Raw genomic sequence first — 20,077 nt, 5'->3', positions numbered from 1 at the left:
GCAAATTATATCCAAATTCACTCTTGCTTCACTTAAAAAATTATATAATTCTCGCATAAAAACAAAGGAGAAAAAATGAAAAAGAAAATTGCTACCTTATTAACAGTTTTAGGTCTTTCAAGTGCTGTTTATGCAGATGGAATTTATGGTGTAATTGTAGATGTAAATGATGGTGCAAAAACGATTTTAATCGACACAACTTATGGTCAAAAAATGAATATCAAAATTCTACCAAATACAGAAATTGATATGGATGATTGTGGTATTTTTGGTATGGACAAATACGGTACTTTTAGAGATTTAAAAGTAGGTACTTTTATAGAGGCTGAAGTATTCCATGGATATGCTCAAACTATGCCAAATCCACAAACACCAAATCAGGTACAAAACATAACTGCCAAAGAGATTAAAATTGAATGTAAAAAAAGAGCTTACTAAAATCTTTGCTACAATAACTTCTAAAAAGGAGTTATTGTAATGCGCTTTTTATTGGTGTTATTCCTTGCTAGCACCTTTTCATTTGCTTATAAAATTCAAGGTATCTTAAAACATACCTCCAAACACAGCATAAGCTTACAAACAAGCTTTGATAATAATTTAATCATTACTATATTACCCCAAACTCAAATCACAATTTATAGTTGCGGAATTTTTGGAAGCAACAAAAAGCAAGCTAACACACAAGAATTAAAAATAGGAAGTACAGTTAAAATCAGCGGGAAGAAAAATGGCAGTATTATTATCGCAGATAAAGTGATTGTAGAATGCGATAATAAAAGAAGAGCTTATTAAGCTAAAAGCTCTTCTTTTTGTTCTTTGGAAATTTTTTCAATATAAAGACTTTGTGAAGGGAATGCAAAGCTTAGTTTGTTTCTTTCTACAATTTTCATCAACTCAAGTAAAATACTTTGTCTTGCCTCTCTAAAACCACCTGCATCTACTGCTTTAGTGTAAAAATACACTTCTATATCAATAGAACTTGCACTAAATCCACTTACTGCAACATAGGTGTTATTCTTATACCCTTCTAGATCATTTACTGATACTAAGTTTTGTCTATATTTTGCACGTGTGCCGCCATGATTTAAAGCGCTATCATCTACTTGCGCAATCAAAGGACTTGTTGCTAGTAAATACCTTATGTCTTCTACACATTGCTCAAGTTGCTCAGGTGTTGCATCATAGGTTACACCAATAAACAACTTCACATGACGTCCAATTTTTCTTTTGCTCCAATTTTTGATATTTGTTCCCATGATGGTTGAATTCGGTAAAAACACCAATGAATTATCAAAAGTTCTAATAGTAGTTTTTCTAAGTCCAATCTCAACGATAGTTCCTTCTATACCTGAAATTTCCACCCAATCGCCTTGATTAAAACTATTATCAAAAAGTAAAAGCACAGAAGCAAAGAAATTTGCTATGATGTCTTTAGCTGCCAACGCCACAGCCAAACCACCTATACCCAAAGAAGCAATCAAAGCAGAAATATTAAAACCCAAATGCGATAAAACAAACAAAGCAGCAATAACTATAATAATAAAATATAAAATTTTAATAATCAAATTTACCACTTCACGCTTGCCACTTTTTTCAGCAAGCTTTGCAACAATCACCATGCCATAACTATCAAAAATATTAATCACAAGCCAAGCAGTAAGTATGGTATATATAATAGACAAGATATTGCCAATTCTTATATCCACAGGTGCTGGATAGTAAAAAATAGTAAAACAAATTCCCACTGCATATGCAAATAAAAACCAACCTACAGGCCCTCGAAGTTTTTCAAGAAAATGTGTTTTTATTTCTAAATTTTCTGACTTTTTACCAAATAAATGGATCAAGATAAAATACAAAATTTTCGCAAGATAAAATTTCAACGAATAAAAGAAAATAATCACTGCGATAGAAATAACAATCTTACCAACATTTACTCTAGTTACAGTAGTTTTTTCATTGATATAATTAATCGCATTTTGCAAACCCAAACCTGTAAATAAAAAATTAGTTTCGAGCAAACTTGCATTATTTCTTAAATACGCCAAAATTTCATTGTAAGATTTAATGGTGTTTCTAAGCTCATTTTCATTATTTTCTAAAGTTCTAAGTTGAATAATATCATTGATATTTTCTTTATCTAAAGTAAAATTAAACACCATATCTTCTTTTAGTGAATCAATGCTTTTATCGATGATATTTTTAATCTCTTGACTTTGCGCACCTTGTATGAATACTTTCTCAAGTTCAAAAATACAAAGATAAAAATGCTCCGCAGAAGTTAAACTCAATAGCTTGATTTTGCTATCAACATACTCATAGTATTTTTTACGAGCTTGAGCATTTTCTACGCTTTTTTGAAGCTTGCTTTTTGTCTTTAAAAATTCCTTCGCCTCCTCATCATCGATTTTTTGTGAAACTATTTTCAAAGGCAAAGTAGTTAAAATAGCATTTTTTTGTCTTTCTATCTCTTTAATATTGCCTTGAAATTCACTACTATTGGTGTCACTATTTTTAAAACTCTCCAAAAGCAAATTAAGATCAATGTAATTTTGCACCAAAGCAAAAATACTATCTTTATTTTCTAAAGGGTTTTTTTCTTGTGCATATAAAGTATTAAAAAATAAAACCAACAAAACAATGGAAAATATTTTTTTCATGCTTTTTTTATCCTTTCTTGAATTAAAACAAAATTTTCGAAATTAAAGTCATATTCGTAAATTTCGCCTGTTTCTATGATGTAATACCAAGCGTGGAGTTCGATTTCTTTTTTGTTTAAAGCTTCTTCCACGCCCGGATAAGTTAACAAATTTTGCAAAGAATTGACCAAATTCATTTTTTCAGTCATCCACGCTCGCATAGCAATATCTTCACCCGCTATTTTTAAAACCTTATGCTTTATAGGCTCAAGCAAAGTAAGCCATTTTTTTACATTAGGCATTGTTTTTAAATCACCCTCGCTTGCGTATAAAGCTGCACAACCCCCACAGTTGCTATGTCCACATACGATGATATTTTTAATATGTAAAGAATTAAAAGCATACTCAATAGCAGAAGTTGTTGCTAAAAAATCATCTCCTACTCTATATGGTGGAACGATATTGCCTATATTTCTTACAACAAAAAGCTCACCTGGACCTGTATTGGTGATTAAATTAGGTATAACCCTAGAATCTGCACAACCTATAAAAAGAGTGTGCGGATTTTGCTTGTTTTTCAAACTTTCAAAAAGTTCTGCATGCTCTTTAAAATCCTCTTGCATGAATTTCAAAGCACCTTCGATCAAGTCTTTCAAGAAAAAGTCCTTTTTTGATTTTAATAAAACATTATACTAAATTATTTTTACTTAAAATAAATCCACAAATTTATTTTTTATTTTATTTTTATGCACTTTTAATCTTTCGTTTATCTTTTTTTTGTAAATTTTAGTTTTAAAAATTATTGGAGGATTTTAATGAGTCTTTATGATAGAGATTATTCTAACTCTAAAACTCAAGAATTTGAAGGTTATGCTAGAAGTGATTTAAGCATTTTTATAAAACAAACTTATCAGCTTTTTGCTGCTTCACTCTTAGCTGCAACAGCCGGTGCTTATATAGGAATTTTTGCTCTAGCGCATTTGTTTGCACAATCTCAAGCAACTTTTTGGATTTTATTCATTGTAGAAATTGGATTGTTATTTGCGCTACAATGGAAAAAAAGAGAAGCTCCGCTTAATTTGGTTTTACTTTTTGCCTTTACTTTTGTTTCAGGTCTTACTTTAACACCGCTTTTATATTCAGTTTTAGCCCTACCTGCTGGAGCTAGCATTATTGCGCAAGCTTTTGCTTTAACTACAGTAGCTTTTGGTGCTTTAAGCATATTTGCTATGAATACAAAAAAAGACTTCACCATGATGGGAAAAATGCTTTTTGTAGCTCTAATCGTTATTGTGGTGGCTTCTTTAATTAACATCTTTTTCCAAAGCTCGCTTTTAAGTTTAGCGATTTCTGGTATAGGTGCGATTTTGTTTTCTTTTTACATTCTTTATGATACTCAAAACATCATTAGAGGAAACTACGAAACACCAATCGAAGGTGCTGTTGCGCTTTATCTAGATTTTATCAACCTTTTCATTTCTCTTCTTAATATTTTAAGAAGCTTTAACAGTAGATAATTTTTTGCGAGATTTTTTCTCGCAAAATTTCTTTACCTCTTTCAAGTTTTTATCAAACTTTTTAAGTTAAAATACTCATTTTATTTTCAATAAGGAAAATTCATGACTACTCTTTTAATTATTTTGCAATTTGCAATAGTTGTAATCATTTGTATCGCTGTTTTATTACAAAAAAGTTCAAGTATAGGACTTGGAGCATATAGCGGAAGTAATGAAAGCTTATTTGGCGCAAAAGGTCCTGCTGGGTTTTTAGCAAAATTTACTTTTGTAATGGGTATTTTACTAATCGCCAACACAGTTGCTTTAAGCTATATGTATAATAACACTAATTCTAATTCATTAGCTGAAAAAGCTGAACAAATTTTACCAAAAGCACCTGAAGCAAATACCACTAACATTCCAGTGGCACCAAGTGCACCAACAAGCGAAACCAACACTAGCAAATAAAAGGACAAACTATGCTCAATGAAATTTATGCTAAACAAAAACAACAATCAGATAAAAGTCTAGAGGCCTTGAAAAAAGATTTTACCACCATAAGAACAGGCAAAGTAAACATTAACATACTAGATCATATCCATGTAGATTACTACGGTAGCGCAACTCCACTTAATCAAGTTGCAACTGTTTTAGCCACTGATGCTTCAACCATTAGTATTACTCCTTGGGAAAAATCTATGCTTAAAGCTATAGAAAGCGCAATAGCTGCGGCTAATATCGGAGTAAATCCAAACAACGATGGCGAAAGTGTGAAATTATTCTTCCCTCCTATGACAAGAGAACAAAGAGAAGAAAATGCAAAAAACGCTAAAGCTATGGGAGAAAAAGCTAAAGTAGCGATTAGAAACATTAGAAAAGATGCAAATGATGCGGTTAAAAAACTAGAAAAAGACAAAGCAATTTCTGAAGATGAAGCAAAAAAAGCTTACGATGAAGTTCAAAAACAAACCGACAACTACACTGCTAAAGTAGATGAACTAGTAAAAAATAAAGAAGTAGAACTTTTAAAGGTTTGATAATGAATTTAGAACAAATTTACAAAGATTGCGGGGCGTATTTACAAGGACATTTTTTGCTTAGCTCGGGCAAGCATTCTGAGTTTTATCTTCAAAGTGCTAAAGTTTTAGAAAATCCAAAACTTGCAGGTGAGCTTTGCGATGAGCTTGCAAAAATAATTGCAAGTTTTAATATCAACTTTGATAGCATCTGTTCTCCTGCTTTGGGTGGAATTTTAGCAGGATATGAGCTTGCTAGGGCTTGCAACAAGCGCTTTATCTTTACTGAACGCGTAGAAGGAGTGATGAGTCTTAGACGCGGTTTTGAAGTAAAAAAGGGTGAAAAATTCATTGTTTGTGAAGACATCATCACAACAGGTGGATCTGCACTTGAAAGTGCAAAAATTATTGAAAGTTTAGGTGGAGAGGTAGTAGGTTTTGCAGCTTTAGCAAACCGTGGTTTTTGTGCAGTAAAAAATTTAAACAATCCAAGAAAAGAAAATGCAAAATTACCTGAAAATTTACCATTATTTGCATTAGGAAATTTCGAATTTGATATCTATGAAGCAAATGCTTGTCCACTTTGCGAAAAAGGCACTCAAGCTATCAAACCTGGTAGTCGTGGAAACTAATGAAAGCTAAAGCAAAAATAGCCACTCGTTGGCTTAGATTTAAAGCCTTTTTGATTGATCTATTTTTGCTTTATGTGCCTATTTTGTACTTATTTTATTTTACTCTTGGCTCTAAAGAAGCCTTTTTAAATAATCAATTTATAATTTTTTTATGTTCTTTGATTTTTGGTATCTTACAAGCTTTATTTTTAACCAAAAAAGCTCAAAGCCCCGGTCTTAAAGCTTATGATTTATACTTAGTGGATCTTAAAAATGGCCACAAGCTTAATTTTTTTAGAATACTCTTGCGTTATATTTTTTTTGTTGTAAGCTTTGGCTTTTTGATTGGCTTTTTGGTAAGTTTTTTAAGAAAAGATAGCTTAGCTTTACATGATATTTTAAGTCAAAGTGCGATTGTTACAAAGGTAGAAAAATGAATAGAAAAAGAATTTATAATCCAAAATCAAACGAAACTCTAAATGATAGAAAAGTTTTTAACGGCAATCCTCATGGTATTTTAAATTTTACTAAGGCAAAATACACTTGGGCTTTAAAACTTTGGGATTTAATGGAAGCTAATACTTGGTTTCCTAAAGAAGTAGATACAACCAAAGATGCATTGGATTATCGCTGTAATCTCACAAGTGCTGAAAAAAGAATGTATGATTTAGTTTGGTCTCAACTCATCTCAATGGATAGCTTTCAAACCAACAATCTTGCTGATAATATCAACCCATATATCACAGCACCTGAAATTAATGCAGTTTTAGCAAGACAAGCTTATGAAGAGGCAAATCACTCTAAGTCTTATGCTGTTATGGTAGAGGCTATTTGCGAAAACACAGATTTAATCTATGAGATGGAAAAGCACGATGAAACTTTAAGAGAAAAGAACGATTTTATTTCGAGTATCTATGAAGAATTGGCTGGAGAAGTAGATGATAACAAGCTCTTGCTCGCCATGGTGGCAAATCAAATTCTAGAAGGGGTGTATTTTTATAGTGGTTTTACTGCTATTTATGCCCTTGCACGCGCAGGAAAGATGCTAGGTTCAGCGCAAATGATTCGTTTTATACAAAGAGATGAGATCACACATTTGCTTTTATTCCAAAATATGATCAACTCGGTTCGTAAAGAAAGACCTGATTTGTTTAACGATACCAATGTAAACAAAATCTATGATATGTTTAAAAAAGCAGGTGAACTTGAAATCAAATGGGGTAAATACATCACTCAAAATCAAATCATGGGCTTTACAGATGATATTATAGAAGAGTACATTCACTATCTTGTTGATCAAAGGCTTACTGCTATTAATTTAGATAAAATTTACAATGCTAAACACCCGATTAAATGGGTTGATGATTTTTCTAAATTTAACGATCAAAAAAGTAATTTCTTTGAAAGTAAGGTTACAAACTACTCCAAAGGAAGCTTGAGTTTTGATGACTTCTAAGTCACAAAACTTCTCTTGTTGTATATTTTTATTAAATAATTTCTCTACTTTTATTTAATATTTTTTATTCATTTAATATTTTTTTGTATAATTCTTGGTTTTATTTTTTAATAAAGGGGTAATTATGGAGTTTTTAGAACTTTTGTTAATCTTCATCGCCATAGTTCTCATGATAGTTAAACCTGAAAAAGAAAAACTTGCTTTTTCAATACTTATAATTTCATGGGCTATTATGGTATTTGACTATTTAGGTCGTAAATCAGGCGCAATTTTAGGCCTAATGAATCTATAAGGTGGCAAACATGTGTGATATTAACAAAACTAAATTCTTTTATTTTTTAATGTGCATGGCAGGCTTTTTAGTGATTTTAATGCCTGTTGGAACTGCAAATCTAATTTTTGGATATATGCTAGGGGATAGTCCTTGTACATCGTGTTGGGGGCAAAGAGAATCTATGATTTTTATCGGTGTAGCGGCTTTATTTATCGTTCGCTATGGTATAAAAGGTAAATTTTTAGCTTTTCTTTTAATCGCAACAGCATTTGGTTTATGGCAATCATTCAACCACATAAGCTGGCACGCACATCGTGATCTTGATCAAGGTTTTGGTTTACCTATTTTTGGTTTACATACTTATTTTTGGGCTGAAGTAGTATTTTGGGCTGTAGTTTTACTACTAGGTGTTATTTTTGCATTTGCACCAAAATTTGCTTCTTTTGAAAAAGAAATGGAAGGTGCTAGCTATAGAAAATTAACCAAATTTAATCTAGCTGCTATGGTTATTGTTGCATTTATTGTAGCTTCAAATATATTCCAAGCTTTTGTAAGTACTGGTCCTGTTCCATACAGCGGGCAAGGTGATCCTGTTCGTTTTAGCTTAAATCCAAAATACATCATTTGGTCTGACTCTGGCTGGAGCAAAAGTTGGAAAAGCTTCTCTGTACTTGGACCACGCGATGTAAAAGATCCTGACTTTGCTTTTGCACCTGCAAGTGAAAAACTTGGTATCAAATTTGACAACAACACAAGCAATGCTCCATTTGCAAATATCAATGGTACTTTAAAAATCACAAGCGAAACAAAAATCGATTTTCCAAAAGCAATCAATACACTTGATTACATTCATGGAGAATATGTTGCAAGTTCAAAATGGGAAGTATTTTTCTTAGATGACAACTTCAGTATTAAAACTGATTTTCTTTTAGATCCTTACTACTCAGCAACAATTAATCCTATCGTAAGTATCATTCCTTACTTAGACAACAAATACATCTTAATGGGTTCAAACAAAACTTTCTTAAGATTTGCACAAAATCCTAACGCAGATGATGCGGTACAGTATGCTCATTTTATGAAGGGTGCGGATAAATTTGAAGGTACAGGAAAAGACCTAGGACGCGGTAGAATTGACACAGTAAGAGCTAAATTCAACCACATCTTAAGCACAACAACAGATGGCAAATACATGTACACCGCTACAGTTCCAAACAACAAAGATGCAAAAACTTTTGTTATTTCAAAAATTTCTTTAGCGGATAGAGTTCTTTCGGCAGAATTTACTCCTAAAGCTGATTTAAAAGAAGGTAAAACCTTAGGTGATCTTTACATCACTTCAATGGCGTACAAAGATGGCAAAATTTATGCTCTAAGCAAAAAACACAATGTAATTGCAGTAATTGACTTAGCTAAAGAAGCAATCGTAGAAGCTATTGCGTATCCAGAAAGCATTACTAATGCAAGAAGTTTATTCTTCAAAGATAACAAAATGCATATCTTATCTTATCAAGATGGAGCAAACATCCTTTATACACTTGATTAATCTTAAGGCGTTTTACGCCTTAAGAATTTAAAGCTAGATAAATAAAACTTAAGATAAAATAACACTTTTTATTCAAGGAGTGCTTATTGATTCATTTATTTGAGCAAAAACAATGCCAAACTATGGCAGAAGAAATTCGTAAAAACACCTTTATCAATGAAGAATTATTCGAAGCTTTTTGTTCAACTCCTAGAGAAATTTTCTCTCCCTTGAAAATGCATGCTTATAGACTAGATGCGCTTCCTTTAATGGGTAATCAATGGATAAGTTCACCTTTAACTGTAGCCAAAATGACTATGGCGCTTGATTTTAAAGATGCAGATAGTGTTTTAGAAATAGGCTGTGGCAGTGGGTATCAAGCGGCAATTTTAAGTAAGTTAATAAGAAGAGTATTTACTATAGAACGCATTGAAAAACTTGCAATAAGCGCTATAGAAAAATTTAAAAAACTTAATTATTCTAATATTCATGTTAAATTTGATGATGGCCAAAATGGTTGGAAAAATTACGCACCTTATGATCGAATTTTACTTTCTGCTTACATAGAACATATTCCAAGTATTTTGTTTGATCAACTCGAAGACGGTGGAATTTTAGTCGCTCCTTTACTAATAGGTGAGCAACAATTCATCACTAAATTCACAAAAAAAGAAGGAAAAATTGAAAAAGAGATCTTAGATGAATGTCTTTTTGTGCCTATTAAAGATGGTAAAGAATAGTTAAAATTTCATTTTTAAAACAACGAAGCCATATTCATCTTTATATTCACTCTCTTGTAAAAAACCATTTTTCTGATAAAATTTATATGCCTTATAATTATCTTTATTTACTTCAACATATTTCAAATGATAATTATTTACAGCTTTAGATATTAAAGCAGTGCCTATACCTTGGTTAAAATATTTTGACCTTAAAAACAACATTTCAATTTTATCATCCACAAATGCTAAAAATCCAATCATTTCATCTTTATCATAGCAAATCAAATAATTTAAACTAAAGAATACTTGAGAATTTAAAAGATCATTTTTAATCTTTTCTCTATCAAAATCAGATAAAAAATCATGGGAATGTTTCACACTATCCTCCCATATATCAATCAATTTATCCTTAATATTATCTGTAATTTTTTTAAAATATTTAATTTTAATATAATTATTTTTAAACATAAGCTTCTTATAGGATTTATTTTTTTATAATTATACAAAAAAAGGAATATTATGAGTTTTAAAAAAATACTTTTTGGTTTATTTACAGCCAGTACGCTTTTTGCTTATGAGCAAATGCCTCAAAACGCCTCGCATGGAAATTTTATAGATCAAGACAAGTGGAAAAATTTGGATCCAAATTGGATCTACTGCGAGAGTGGATATAACCAAAATTTTCTCAACTTACACACCAAAAACGCAAAACACTCTCAAAATCTTTCTTTGGGATTTAACTATACCAACGATTCTTTTGGTTTAATTAACGATGGATACACCATAAAAATGCACTTTGCTAGCAATGGAAGTCATATATTGCTCAATGACACAATTTACCACCTATCACATTTTCACTTTCACGCTCCCTCTAAAGTCTCTATCGACAAAAAAACTTACCCTTTAGAGGTTCACTTTAGCCATGTTAGTCAAAAAGGTGATGTGGTTGTAGTTGTGTTATTCTTGCAAGAAGGTGTGGAAAATCCTTTTATCAAAAAGATCATGCGTGCTTTTCCCAAAAAAGAAGGAGATAAACTTTATGTACAAGGCTTAAATGCTAACGAATTACTACCTAATAGCACTCACGATTTTTATCTTTTTAAAAACAAACTTAACAAACCTTGTCAACAAAAAATCACCTGGGTAGTTTTAAAAGAAACATCTCATGCCTCTAAAGAACAAATTCAAACAATACAAGTACTAATGGGTAAAAATAACGAGCTTAAAACTGAAGAAATTCAAACACTAAAACAAAGCGATCATTCTTCTAGCAAGTAAAATAACTTGCTAGATTATAGTTATTCTCCTGGGAAATGATTAGGATTTTTCCAAGGACCATATTTGACTTTAATATATTCTTTTGGATCTAAATTTTGTTGCGGTGAAGCAAAATACTCTGGTTTAAGCGAAGGAGATTTGCTATATGCTGTATCTAGGCCTGCTCTATTTTCTGTAGTTACAATAGGCATTCTTACAAAACCTGTATTTACATATGCTGCTATATCCAAAGCTTCATCATCGCTTAAGATAGGATTATCCGCGCTTGCCCCAAAAGGCATGGTTGATTTTAAAAATCTTGCTAAAAACGGGATCATAGCCATATGTCCACCATCTGGATAAATCAACAATGAAGGGTATAAATGACCACCACCTTTTTCATAATTATCATTTTTAAGTCCTAAACCTCTTTCTCCATGACATACAGCACATTTCTCATCAAAAAGTTTTTTTCCTTTAACTGGATCAGCCATTCTATTAGGAAAATTCATTTTAGCAAAGAAGTCACCTTGTAGTTTTACTCCATCTTTTATACCATAAGCTTGCTTAAGCCATTTAAAATACGCCAAAATAGCCTTCATTTCTTTTGAATTATCTGGAAATTGATGTGAATTTACACCACCCATTCCACGAATTCTATCTTCTAAAGATATAATCTTCATGGTTTCAATATCAAGCTTTGGATAGTTATTAAAAACATTTAAAAATGGGATAACGTATTTTTTTGTACCCGGTAAACCATTACCATCATCTTCCATATGACAGGCAGCGCAATTTACTTCATTTTTTGTTATTTTCAAACTACCATATGGCCCCAAAGTTCCCTCTGTATCTTTTAACAACTTAATACCATAACGGATCAAGTCACCTTCTTTTCCCTTTGGGACATCATCAATACTTAGCTTTTTATTAGGCCATTGTTGCATAGGTCTATTTGAAAAATCTTTAAAATACTCCACACCCTGTTGATCGCTTAGCTCATCGCCTACTTTGTATTTTGCTATATTATTAGCATTTAAAACAAGAGACAAGCTTAGTAAGAATAAAATTTTTTTCATCACTAACTCCTTTAAATATCTTATAGCTATATTCATTAAATAACTAAAGTTTAAATATAAATTTTAAAAATGATCTTTTTACCGTTTTAAGTCTTAATGCATTACAAAAAGTAGCACTATGAAAAATATGAAGTAATATTAAATTTTATCGCAGAAAAGCCTGAATTTTTAACAAATTCACCCTAAATAGTTTAAAGTTTAATTCGCTAGAAATTTTTAAATCCGCAAAAAAAGGATTTCTCAAACTAGCTATAAGCAAATAATCGCCTTTTTTAAATACTCTTTGTGCAGAGAATTCTTTTTCTTTTACCTTATCAAAGATATTTTCACTTGATTGGATATCTTCTTTTAATTTCTTACTATAAAGCAAAATTCCACAAAAGAAATTCCCAAATTCATCTTTAAATTTTACATCGTAAAAACTAAAATCATCAAAAATAAAAGAATTTTGCGAATGATAAGTTTTTAAAGAAAAATCAAAAGCAATTTTTTCAAAATCTTTTTGATCTAAACCTTGCTTGTTAAATCTAGCATTGTTTTGCTCTAGAAAATCTTCACACATTTTAAACACTAACTCATCACGTCCCCACATGAGCTTTCTACCTAAAATTCTAAAAAACAAAACTCCTGCCAATACCGCAAAAAATAAAGCTATAATCACATCTTTACTAAATTGAAAAGCAAGAAAAAATATCACTAAAGCTTCTGCAAATGCTAAAATTTGCAGAGCTTTAAGTCTTTTATTTAAAGCTTGTCTTATGGCTTCAAAATCCATTAAGACTTTGCCTTTTCCATTCTTTTTCTTTGAGTAGGATCAAGATATCTTTTTCTCACTCTAATATTTTGTGGAGTAACTTCTACAAGTTCATCCTCTTCTATCCACTCTAAAGCTCTTTCAAGGCTTAATTTTCTAGGTGGCACAAGTTTAATCGCATCATCACTACCGCTTGCTCTAACATTGGTTAGATTTTTCCCTTTAATAGGATTAACATCTAAGTCATTTGGACGAGAGTGCTCACCTATAATCATACCCGTATATACTTTTGTTTGAGGATCGATAAACAACACCCCTCTATCTTGTAAGTTAAACAAAGAATACCCTAGCGCAACACCATTTTCCATAGAAATCAATGCGCCATTGTTTCTTTTTTCAACCGCTCCACTAAATGGACGAAACTCTAAAAAGCTATGGTTCATCACACCTTCGCCTTTAGTATCTGTTAAAAATTGCGATCTAAATCCTATAAGCCCGCGCGCAGGAATTTCAAACTCAAGTCTAGTTTGACCATCTCCTGTTGGGGTCATGGTTTTCATTTCAGCTTTTCTTTTGCCTAGTTTTTCAATAACCACACCAGTAAAATCATCAGGCACATCAATCACTAAGTGTTCAAATGGTTCGGTTTTTACCCCATCTTCTACCTTAACGATAACTTCTGGTCTTCCCATGCAAAACTCAAAGCCCTCTCTACGCATATTTTCCGCTAAAATGGTTATTTGAAGCTCACCTCTTCCGCTTACTTTAAATTTACCCTCACCTGTGCTTTCGTATTTCATAGCGATGTTGGTTTTCATTTCTGCTTCTAAACGTTCTGCAATTTTATTTGAAGTTACATGCTTACCTTCAGTACCCGCCAAAGGACCATCATTTACTGAAAATACTATACTTAATGTTGGTTCTTCTATGTGTAAAGGATCAAGTGGCATAGGGTTGTTTGGATCCACCACACTATCTCCCACATCTAAAGCTTCAAAACCTGCAATCGCAACGATATCGCCTGTTCCTGCTTCATCAATATCCATTTTTTCTAGACCCATAAAACCAATAAGTTTTGAAATTCTTCCATTGATTTTAGAACCATCTGCCTTAGCTAGCATAACATTTTGATTTTTCTTTACTTTACCGTTAAAAATTCTTGCAATCCCTATCTTACCAACGAAATTATCATAACCTAGAGTAAAAACTTGAAGTTGTAAAGGATTTTCATCGCTACCACTTGGTGCAGGCACACGCTCGAGTATAGTTTTAAACAATGGCTCCATATTTACACTTTCATCTTCAAGCGCAAGTTTTGCATAACCATTTTTAGCCGCTGCATATACCACTGCAAAATCAAGTTGTTCATCATTTGCCTCTAGAGCTACAAAAAGATCAAAAATTTCATTGATTACTCTTTCAGGATCAGCAGCTGGTTTGTCGATTTTATTGATAACAACGATAGGTTTAAGTCCTAAAGACAAAGCTTTTTTTACCACAAATTTAGTTTGTGGCATAACTCCTTCTTGCGCATCAACTAAAAGCAAAACTCCATCAACCATTTTTAAAACACGCTCAACTTCTCCACCAAAATCAGCATGCCCTGGAGTATCTATGATGTTTATCTTGGTACCTTTGTAATTGATAGCAGTATTTTTAGAAAGTATAGTAATACCTCTTTCTTTTTCTATATCATTGCTATCCATTACACGCTCTGCTATTTGCTCGCGCTCACTAAAAGTTCCTGATTGTTTTAAAAGCTCATCTACCATGGTAGTTTTACCGTGGTCAACGTGAGCTATAACAGCTATATTTCTAATATTGTCCAAGTTTTTCTCCAAAGTCTTAAATTTAAAATCTAATATTATATAGAAAAAATGCTTAAAAATTAAGATTAAAAATTTGGAACGCTTGTTGCTTTTGTCTGGATAACAATTATTTTTAAGGAGAAAAATATGTCAAACTTAAACACTCAAATTTTTAATGCTAACTTAGAAAAACAAGGAACTTCAGTTTTAAATAGCAAGTATTTTATGGAACTTTTAAACTATCTAGAAGTAGTAAATTCAAACGAAGAAAAAGAACTAAACTATGCAAAACTTTCAGGAAAAATGAGTGAAATTTTAGATGATACTCATAATGAAAATGCTATCTTAAATGCTAAAAATATAGAAGAATTATTAGTAATCTTTAAAAATTTTAATCTTTCTCATGAAAATTTAAAACTTGATTGTGCAACACAATTACAAAATTTATTTCCAAACTTAGCAAAAAATAATTTTTTAGTAGGTTAATAAATGTCTAATATCCAAGCTAGTGATGCTTTAAATTTACTAAGCATCACTCCACAAAATGAAAACACAAGTAAAGATAGCGCTAACTCCCAAAGCGATGGGGAAGAATTTTTAAATTCTTTATTGCAAGCCATCAATGAAAAAGATGGAAGCTTGCCGAAGGATTTTAAAGCACCTCAAAAAGACAATAATAGTGAAAAAAATTTAAAAGAAACTACTAGCGATAAAACTTCACTAAATGAAAAAGATGCTTTAAAACTTTTCGATGGTGCAAATTTTATGCAAATACTTTCTTTATTGGAAGTTTTACAAAGTGATAGCAAGGATATTAAACTCAACAAGCTAGCCAAGGACAACACGGCTATCTTGAATCTTGAAAAAAACTTACACCAATTAAAAAATATCAAAAATATTAATGAACTTTTAAGTATCGCAAAAGAGTTAGGTTTAAATATAAAAAATATTAAACTAGAACAGATCAAAGAACTAAAAGAAACTTTTCCTAATCTTGACAAAAAAGGTTTTTTTGAAAACTCAAAACACAACAATACTCATATTTTTCAAGATTTAATCAACCAAAAAATGTCAAAATTACTCAAAGAAGAACCAAGCTCTAGCAAGAATATAAAAAGCAAAGAAAGCGAAGGGGTTTCCTTGCTTTCTTCTGCATTAAAAAATATCGAGTTGCCTAAAAAAGAAAAAAACACTCATGCTAAAGAAAAAATCGAAAGTCTTGATTTTAAAGATAATTTACTAGATAAAATCAAAACCCAAGATAACAAAGAAACAATAGACTTAAAAAACACCAAAAATGTCGGTAAAAATGATAAATTAAACAATATAGAACTTATCAATCTTACACAAAATAGTGATTTAAAAAAAGAAATTAAAAATAAAGAAAAAATTGACTTCAAAGACACACTAAAAGAAAGCAAAATAAGTCTTAGTGAAGAAGGTTTTAGTAAAAAAATAAGTTCTGTTTTAGAAAATTCAAAAGACTTAAAAAACGATCTTTCAAGCTCTAAAAACACACAAAATTTACAAAATCAAGACCTGAAAGTGAACTTAGAAAGTCTACTTGCTTCTCAAGATAAATCACAAAAGATAGAAAAAAGTGAATCTAACACAACTTCTTTTAGTGATATATTTAAAAATACCAAAGAAATCTCTAAAGATGATGGCGATCATCATGAGGAAAATTTAAATTCCTATGTAAGAGAAATGAATAGAGTTTCACATAATTTTGTCAAAAATCAAAATATCCCTATGAAAGAAACTTTTAATGATTTTGCACAAGAATTTAAAGAAAAACTAGAAAGCTATAAAGCTCCTATAACACGCTTTAGCATTACTCTTAACCCGCATAATCTTGGAGAGGTAGAAGTAACTTTGGTTCAAAGAGGCTCTAATTTAAATATTAGTTTTAATTCCAACCAAAACACCTTAAATCTTTTCATACAACATCAAGCAGAATTTAAAAACGCTCTTGTAAATATGGGCTTTACAAACCTAGAAATGAATTTCAATAACCAGGAAAGAAAAGAACAAAACAATAACCATCAAAAACAAAAAAATAACCATGAAAAAGAAGACAAGCTAAGCTTAGAACAAGAAATTCAAGAAAAGCCTAGCTTGGAAATGGTTTTAGCAAAATATTTTTAAATGGAATATTTTTTGCTTTAAGCTTTAAAAACATATAAAAAAGGATTTTTATGTCAAATATTAACACTCAAAATCTCCAAGGACCTTTGGCTTTTAATACCAAAGATATGCCGGTAAATGCAAACACTAGAGCAGGAGAAGGCGATAGTGGATTAGTTTACAACCCGGGTGCAGAACTTGATAAAGATGCGTTTTTAAAGCTACTTTTAATCGAGCTTCAACACCAAGATCCAACCGATCCTATGGATACTGAAAAAATGCTTACACAAACTGCGCAGCTTTCAGCACTTGAAATGCAAGATAACACTAACAAAACCATGACACAACTTGTAGATGCGATGACTAAATTACAAAATTCTATCGCAGCAAGTACAGGTATGAGCGCTTTGGCTGCAGTTGGTAAACTTGCAACCGTTAAAGATGACTATCTTGTGGTAGCAGATGATGATATACAATTTCAAATCAATATGTATCTACCAAAAGAACCACAAAAAGGGAAAAAGACTGATATTAACATTGATGATTTTAAACTTGAGAAAAACGGCGAAGACAAACTCGATATCAGCGGTAAAGTAGATAGCGAAATAGCTGAACCTGGAGAGACTATTTATGTTAAATTAGTTGATGATAAAGGTCAAGAAGAAACTGTCCAAGCAATAGTCGGAGAAGATCAAACCTTTAAAATAGTTGGCCATACCCCAAGTGTTGATATTAAAACAGCAAAAATAGATTCTGCTTATAAGTCTGATAGTACACCTGTTACCTTTACTATCTATAACGAAGCAGGAGATCCTGTAAGAACTATGAGTGTTAAAGATATGACAGCAGGTATGAAACAAATCGTTTGGGATAGAACCGATGATAGTGGAAACCCGGTACCTTCTGGTAAATACTATGTAAGAGCAAGCTACATAGGAGAAGATGGAACAACTGTTAACTCAACCTATGGTGCTTATCCTATCACTGGTGTTAAATTTGAAGATGGCGAAGCCCTAGTTGGTATGGGCGGTAGCTGGGTTAAATGGGAAGATATTAAAGAGATTACAGGATAAAATCATGTTTACAGCATTTTATAATGGAGTAAATGGAGTAAAATCTCAAAGCTTTGGTATAGACAACACCGCTCACAATATCAGCAATGTCAATACCGTTGGCTTTAAATACTCTGATGTAGCTTTTAAAGATGTATTTTACAGCACCGTTACCACCCAATCTTACAACAAAGGACAAAGTGGATATGGTAGTGTAGCTGGTGCAACTAATGATATTTTCGAGCAAGGACCTATCGTATCAACCGATAATGAATTTGATGTGGCAATTGCCGGAAAAGGTTTTTTTGGTGTAAGCAATGGCAATGGAGTATACTATACTAGAAATGGTGCTTTTAAACCCGATGCTAATGGAAACTTGGTAGATTCAAACGGAAATTACGTACTTGGGACAATGAACCCATCATTAAAAGAAATTCAGCTAAGCGATAGAGTTTCTAATATGTTTGGCCAAACACTTGGACAAAAAGTCACTACCGCTTGGACTGGAACTCCTGAGCAAAATTTTCAAATGGGTGGAGTTAATACACAAGGTCCTATTTCGGTGCCTAAAAACCTTTACCTACCACCTCAACCTACACAAAATATCACTTGGCATGGAAATTTAGACACTAGCACTAAAACTGAAGCGGTTAATGTAAGCGTAGATGCTTCTAAGTTTGAATTTAACAAAAATGAAGATGGTAGTGTAAATATTTCAGGTAGTGTAAAAGATGAAAAAATTTATGGCCTAAAACCTGGCGATACCATATATTTTAAAATCACCGATGAAAAAGGTGCAAGTCAAACTCTACAAGCTACATTAGATGAGAATTTAGCGTTTAACATCAACAACCAAAAGCTTGACAAAATAGACCTAGCAACAGCTAAATTAGATTCATCTCATTTAAGCGTAGAAAAAGAAGTAGCAGATAGCACCGAACTTTCTGCCAAACTCATCAATCCAGATGGATCAGTTAATTGGGTAAGAATAACTCTTGATAGAGTTTTACCTCAAAATGGAACCGACTTAGAATACAAAGCCCAAGCGCAAGTTTATGATAACAACGGCAATAAAATAGGCGGCACAAACAATGGATTGATTACCTTTAATGAATCGGGTGCATTAGTATCAAATACCCTTACTTCTATAGATAATAACGGCATCAAAGTTAATATCAACCTTGGATCTTACTATGATCCTAATATACCTAATTCAGGTTATGATGGTTTACATGCTTTAAAAAACAAACAGCCTTCAGTCCATACTCAAATCGATGGAAAAGGTGAGGGATTTTTAAATAACTACTCTATCAACACAGATGGAACAGTTGTTGCAACCTTTACCAATGGAGATCAAGTAGCCATAGCAAAACTTGCCTTGTATAATTTCACAAATGAACAAGGTTTAGAAAAACTAGGAGAAAATCTATACGGTCAAACAGGAAATAGCGGAAATCCTACTTTTTTAACCGATGCAAATGGAAATTTCAGTACAGCCACTTTTGAAGGTGGCAAACTAGAACAATCAAATGTAGATTTATCTGTAGCCTTTACCAACCTAATCACCCTGCAAAAGGCTTATGACTCAAGTAGCAAAAGCATTACAACTGCTGATCAAATGATACAAAAAGCAATCAACATGAAACGCTAATTTTAGCTTTTCATGTTATTTTATTCTTTTTTGATTTTGTTCAATAATATATTTTACTTCTTGCTCAAAAAATTCATAAACTCTAATTTGTATTAATGATTCTTCTTCGTTTTTATCGATCAAACGTTCAAGTCTATGAAAATTGACCTTTTTAGCATATCTTGGATTTTTCTTTAAAAGCATAGCAATATTTTTCAACAGTGAGTCCAAGTTCAACTCGTTTTTTAACACTCTTTCGACGTATTCTTTAGCAGTTTGCACTAAAATTGCTTGTCTGCTTTTATCATCAGGATAAATCTCACTTGCAATATCAGCTAAAATTTGCCAACTTTCTTGCTTGATGTTTTTCTTTGCTACGATCATTGCTGCAAAAGTTTTGGCTCTAAATTCCAAAGATAAATGACTAGGTACAAAAAATTCTCTAAATTTAGATAAAAAGTTTGCAAATATACTCAACATACTTCACCTCAATGTTTTTTAAGATATTTTAAGATATTATTTCAACTGCCTTCTCTTAGACCTGTGCAATGCTATTTTTAAGCACCGCTTCAGGGTGGGAACACAGCAGAGCACTTAGACTTAGTGTGTGCCGCAGCCATCTGGGAGAGGG

The 20,077-nt window shown here is 31.9% G+C and carries 23 protein-coding genes, 1 other RNA gene and 1 pseudogene; 18 read left to right on the top strand and 7 right to left on the bottom strand.

From position 1 onward, the window contains the following. Window positions 1–75 precede the first annotated feature (75 nt). Both CKA54_RS05295 and CKA54_RS05290 read left to right on the top strand, forming a co-directional pair. Window positions 76–438 (top strand): hypothetical protein, encoded by a 363-nt coding sequence (locus tag CKA54_RS05295; RefSeq protein ID WP_120760570.1) that lies wholly within the window; start codon window positions 76–78, stop codon window positions 436–438. Window positions 439–477: 39 nt separating this feature from the next. Next, window positions 478–792 carry a hypothetical protein gene (locus CKA54_RS05290; RefSeq protein WP_120760568.1) on the top strand — a complete coding sequence of 105 codons (315 nt, stop codon included), beginning with the start codon at window positions 478–480 and terminating at the stop codon, window positions 790–792. Here the strand turns inward: CKA54_RS05290 and CKA54_RS05285 are convergent. Next, on the bottom strand, window positions 789–2,660 hold the full coding sequence (locus CKA54_RS05285; RefSeq protein WP_120760566.1) for a mechanosensitive ion channel family protein: 1,872 nt from the start codon (window positions 2,658–2,660) through the stop codon (window positions 789–791). The two genes, CKA54_RS05290 and CKA54_RS05285, sit on opposite strands and share 4 nt — an antisense overlap. Next, a complete protein-coding gene (locus tag CKA54_RS05280; protein WP_120760564.1) occupies window positions 2,657–3,295 on the bottom strand; it encodes a carbonic anhydrase in 639 nt (212 codons plus the stop codon). The genes CKA54_RS05285 and CKA54_RS05280 overlap by 4 nt, the downstream gene beginning before the upstream one ends. Window positions 3,296–3,454: 159 nt before the next feature. On the opposite strand from CKA54_RS05280, the gene CKA54_RS05275 reads away from it, so the two are divergent. From CKA54_RS05275 to CKA54_RS05235, 9 genes are all read left to right on the top strand, one after another. After that, a complete protein-coding gene (locus CKA54_RS05275; RefSeq protein ID WP_120760562.1) occupies window positions 3,455–4,156 on the top strand; it encodes a Bax inhibitor-1/YccA family protein in 702 nt (233 codons plus the stop codon). Between the two features lie 102 nt (window positions 4,157–4,258). Further along, window positions 4,259–4,603, top strand: coding sequence for a preprotein translocase subunit SecG (gene secG, locus CKA54_RS05270; RefSeq protein WP_120760560.1), 345 nt, complete (start codon window positions 4,259–4,261; stop codon window positions 4,601–4,603). An 11-nt stretch (window positions 4,604–4,614) separates the two neighbouring features. Continuing rightward, entirely contained in the window at window positions 4,615–5,172 is a 558-nt protein-coding gene (gene frr / locus CKA54_RS05265; RefSeq protein WP_120760558.1) for a ribosome recycling factor, read from the top strand. 2 nt (window positions 5,173–5,174) lie between these two features. Next, a complete protein-coding gene (gene pyrE / locus CKA54_RS05260; protein ID WP_120760556.1) occupies window positions 5,175–5,783 on the top strand; it encodes an orotate phosphoribosyltransferase in 609 nt (202 codons plus the stop codon). Continuing rightward, window positions 5,783–6,199, top strand: a complete 417-nt coding sequence (locus tag CKA54_RS05255) for an RDD family protein (protein WP_120760554.1) — start codon at window positions 5,783–5,785, stop codon at window positions 6,197–6,199. The genes pyrE and CKA54_RS05255 overlap by 1 nt, the downstream gene beginning before the upstream one ends. Further along, window positions 6,196–7,218 carry a ribonucleotide-diphosphate reductase subunit beta gene (locus CKA54_RS05250; RefSeq protein WP_120760552.1) on the top strand — a complete coding sequence of 341 codons (1,023 nt, stop codon included), beginning with the start codon at window positions 6,196–6,198 and terminating at the stop codon, window positions 7,216–7,218. The genes CKA54_RS05255 and CKA54_RS05250 overlap by 4 nt, the downstream gene beginning before the upstream one ends. A gap of 124 nt (window positions 7,219–7,342) precedes the next feature. After that, a complete protein-coding gene (locus tag CKA54_RS05245) occupies window positions 7,343–7,510 on the top strand; it encodes a dihydroneopterin aldolase (RefSeq protein WP_120760551.1) in 168 nt (55 codons plus the stop codon). Window positions 7,511–7,520: 10 nt separating this feature from the next. Next, entirely contained in the window at window positions 7,521–9,038 is a 1,518-nt protein-coding gene (locus CKA54_RS05240; RefSeq protein WP_120760549.1) for a disulfide bond formation protein B, read from the top strand. Window positions 9,039–9,127: 89 nt separating this feature from the next. Next, entirely contained in the window at window positions 9,128–9,757 is a 630-nt protein-coding gene (locus CKA54_RS05235) for a protein-L-isoaspartate(D-aspartate) O-methyltransferase (RefSeq protein ID WP_120760622.1), read from the top strand. Here CKA54_RS05235 and CKA54_RS05230 read toward each other — a convergent pair whose 3' ends face one another. Beyond that, the gene (locus CKA54_RS05230) at window positions 9,758–10,207 is read right to left on the bottom strand and encodes a GNAT family N-acetyltransferase (protein WP_120760547.1); all 450 of its coding nucleotides are present in this window, start codon (window positions 10,205–10,207) and stop codon (window positions 9,758–9,760) included. It abuts the gene before it with no gap. A 51-nt stretch (window positions 10,208–10,258) separates the two neighbouring features. On the opposite strand from CKA54_RS05230, the gene CKA54_RS05225 reads away from it, so the two are divergent. Continuing rightward, window positions 10,259–11,017 (top strand): carbonic anhydrase family protein, encoded by a 759-nt coding sequence (locus CKA54_RS05225; protein ID WP_120760545.1) that lies wholly within the window; start codon window positions 10,259–10,261, stop codon window positions 11,015–11,017. Window positions 11,018–11,037: 20 nt separating this feature from the next. On the opposite strand, the gene CKA54_RS05220 is transcribed toward CKA54_RS05225, so the two are convergent. The 3 genes from CKA54_RS05220 to typA all read right to left on the bottom strand — a co-directional run bounded on the left by CKA54_RS05220 (window position 11,038) and on the right by typA (window position 14,658). Next, window positions 11,038–12,075 (bottom strand): c-type cytochrome, encoded by a 1,038-nt coding sequence (locus CKA54_RS05220; RefSeq protein WP_120760543.1) that lies wholly within the window; start codon window positions 12,073–12,075, stop codon window positions 11,038–11,040. A 145-nt stretch (window positions 12,076–12,220) separates the two neighbouring features. Then, window positions 12,221–12,850, bottom strand: a complete 630-nt coding sequence (locus tag CKA54_RS05215) for a poly(A) polymerase (protein WP_120760541.1) — start codon at window positions 12,848–12,850, stop codon at window positions 12,221–12,223. Continuing rightward, window positions 12,850–14,658: a translational GTPase TypA gene (gene typA / locus CKA54_RS05210; RefSeq protein ID WP_120760539.1), complete on the bottom strand. Its 1,809-nt coding sequence runs from the start codon at window positions 14,656–14,658 to the stop codon at window positions 12,850–12,852. Before typA ends, CKA54_RS05215 begins: the two co-directional genes overlap by 1 nt. Before the next feature lie 126 nt (window positions 14,659–14,784). Here typA and CKA54_RS05205 point away from each other — a divergent pair, with 126 nt between their 5' ends. The 5 genes and pseudogenes from CKA54_RS05205 to CKA54_RS05190 all read left to right on the top strand — a co-directional run bounded on the left by CKA54_RS05205 (window position 14,785) and on the right by CKA54_RS05190 (window position 19,467). Next, on the top strand, window positions 14,785–15,123 hold the full coding sequence (locus CKA54_RS05205; RefSeq protein WP_039664678.1) for a hypothetical protein: 339 nt from the start codon (window positions 14,785–14,787) through the stop codon (window positions 15,121–15,123). Between the two features lie 3 nt (window positions 15,124–15,126). Next, complete coding sequence (locus CKA54_RS05200; RefSeq protein WP_120760537.1) at window positions 15,127–16,785, top strand: flagellar hook-length control protein FliK; 1,659 nt, start codon at window positions 15,127–15,129, stop codon at window positions 16,783–16,785. Between the two features lie 146 nt (window positions 16,786–16,931). Further along, window positions 16,932–17,270: pseudogene (locus CKA54_RS07790) on the top strand (flagellar hook capping FlgD N-terminal domain-containing protein); the annotation flags it as partial. Beyond that, a complete protein-coding gene (locus CKA54_RS07785) occupies window positions 17,253–17,837 on the top strand; it encodes a FlgD immunoglobulin-like domain containing protein (RefSeq protein ID WP_232087588.1) in 585 nt (194 codons plus the stop codon). The pseudogene CKA54_RS07790 and the gene CKA54_RS07785, both read left to right, overlap by 18 nt. A 4-nt stretch (window positions 17,838–17,841) precedes the next feature. Beyond that, entirely contained in the window at window positions 17,842–19,467 is a 1,626-nt protein-coding gene (locus tag CKA54_RS05190) for a flagellar hook protein FlgE (RefSeq protein WP_120760533.1), read from the top strand. Between the two features lie 15 nt (window positions 19,468–19,482). Here the strand turns inward: CKA54_RS05190 and CKA54_RS05185 are convergent, their stop codons facing one another. Next, entirely contained in the window at window positions 19,483–19,926 is a 444-nt protein-coding gene (locus CKA54_RS05185; protein ID WP_120760532.1) for a hypothetical protein, read from the bottom strand. A 52-nt stretch (window positions 19,927–19,978) separates the two neighbouring features. Here CKA54_RS05185 and ffs point away from each other — a divergent pair. Continuing rightward, window positions 19,979–20,076: signal recognition particle sRNA small type (ffs, locus tag CKA54_RS05180), an RNA gene on the top strand. Window position 20,077: the final 1 nt, after the last annotated feature.

This window comes from Campylobacter sp. P255 (assembly GCF_003627915.1).
Taxonomy (GTDB): Bacteria; Campylobacterota; Campylobacteria; order Campylobacterales; family Campylobacteraceae; genus Campylobacter_D.
This window is presented reverse-complemented; position numbering and strand designations above follow the sequence as displayed.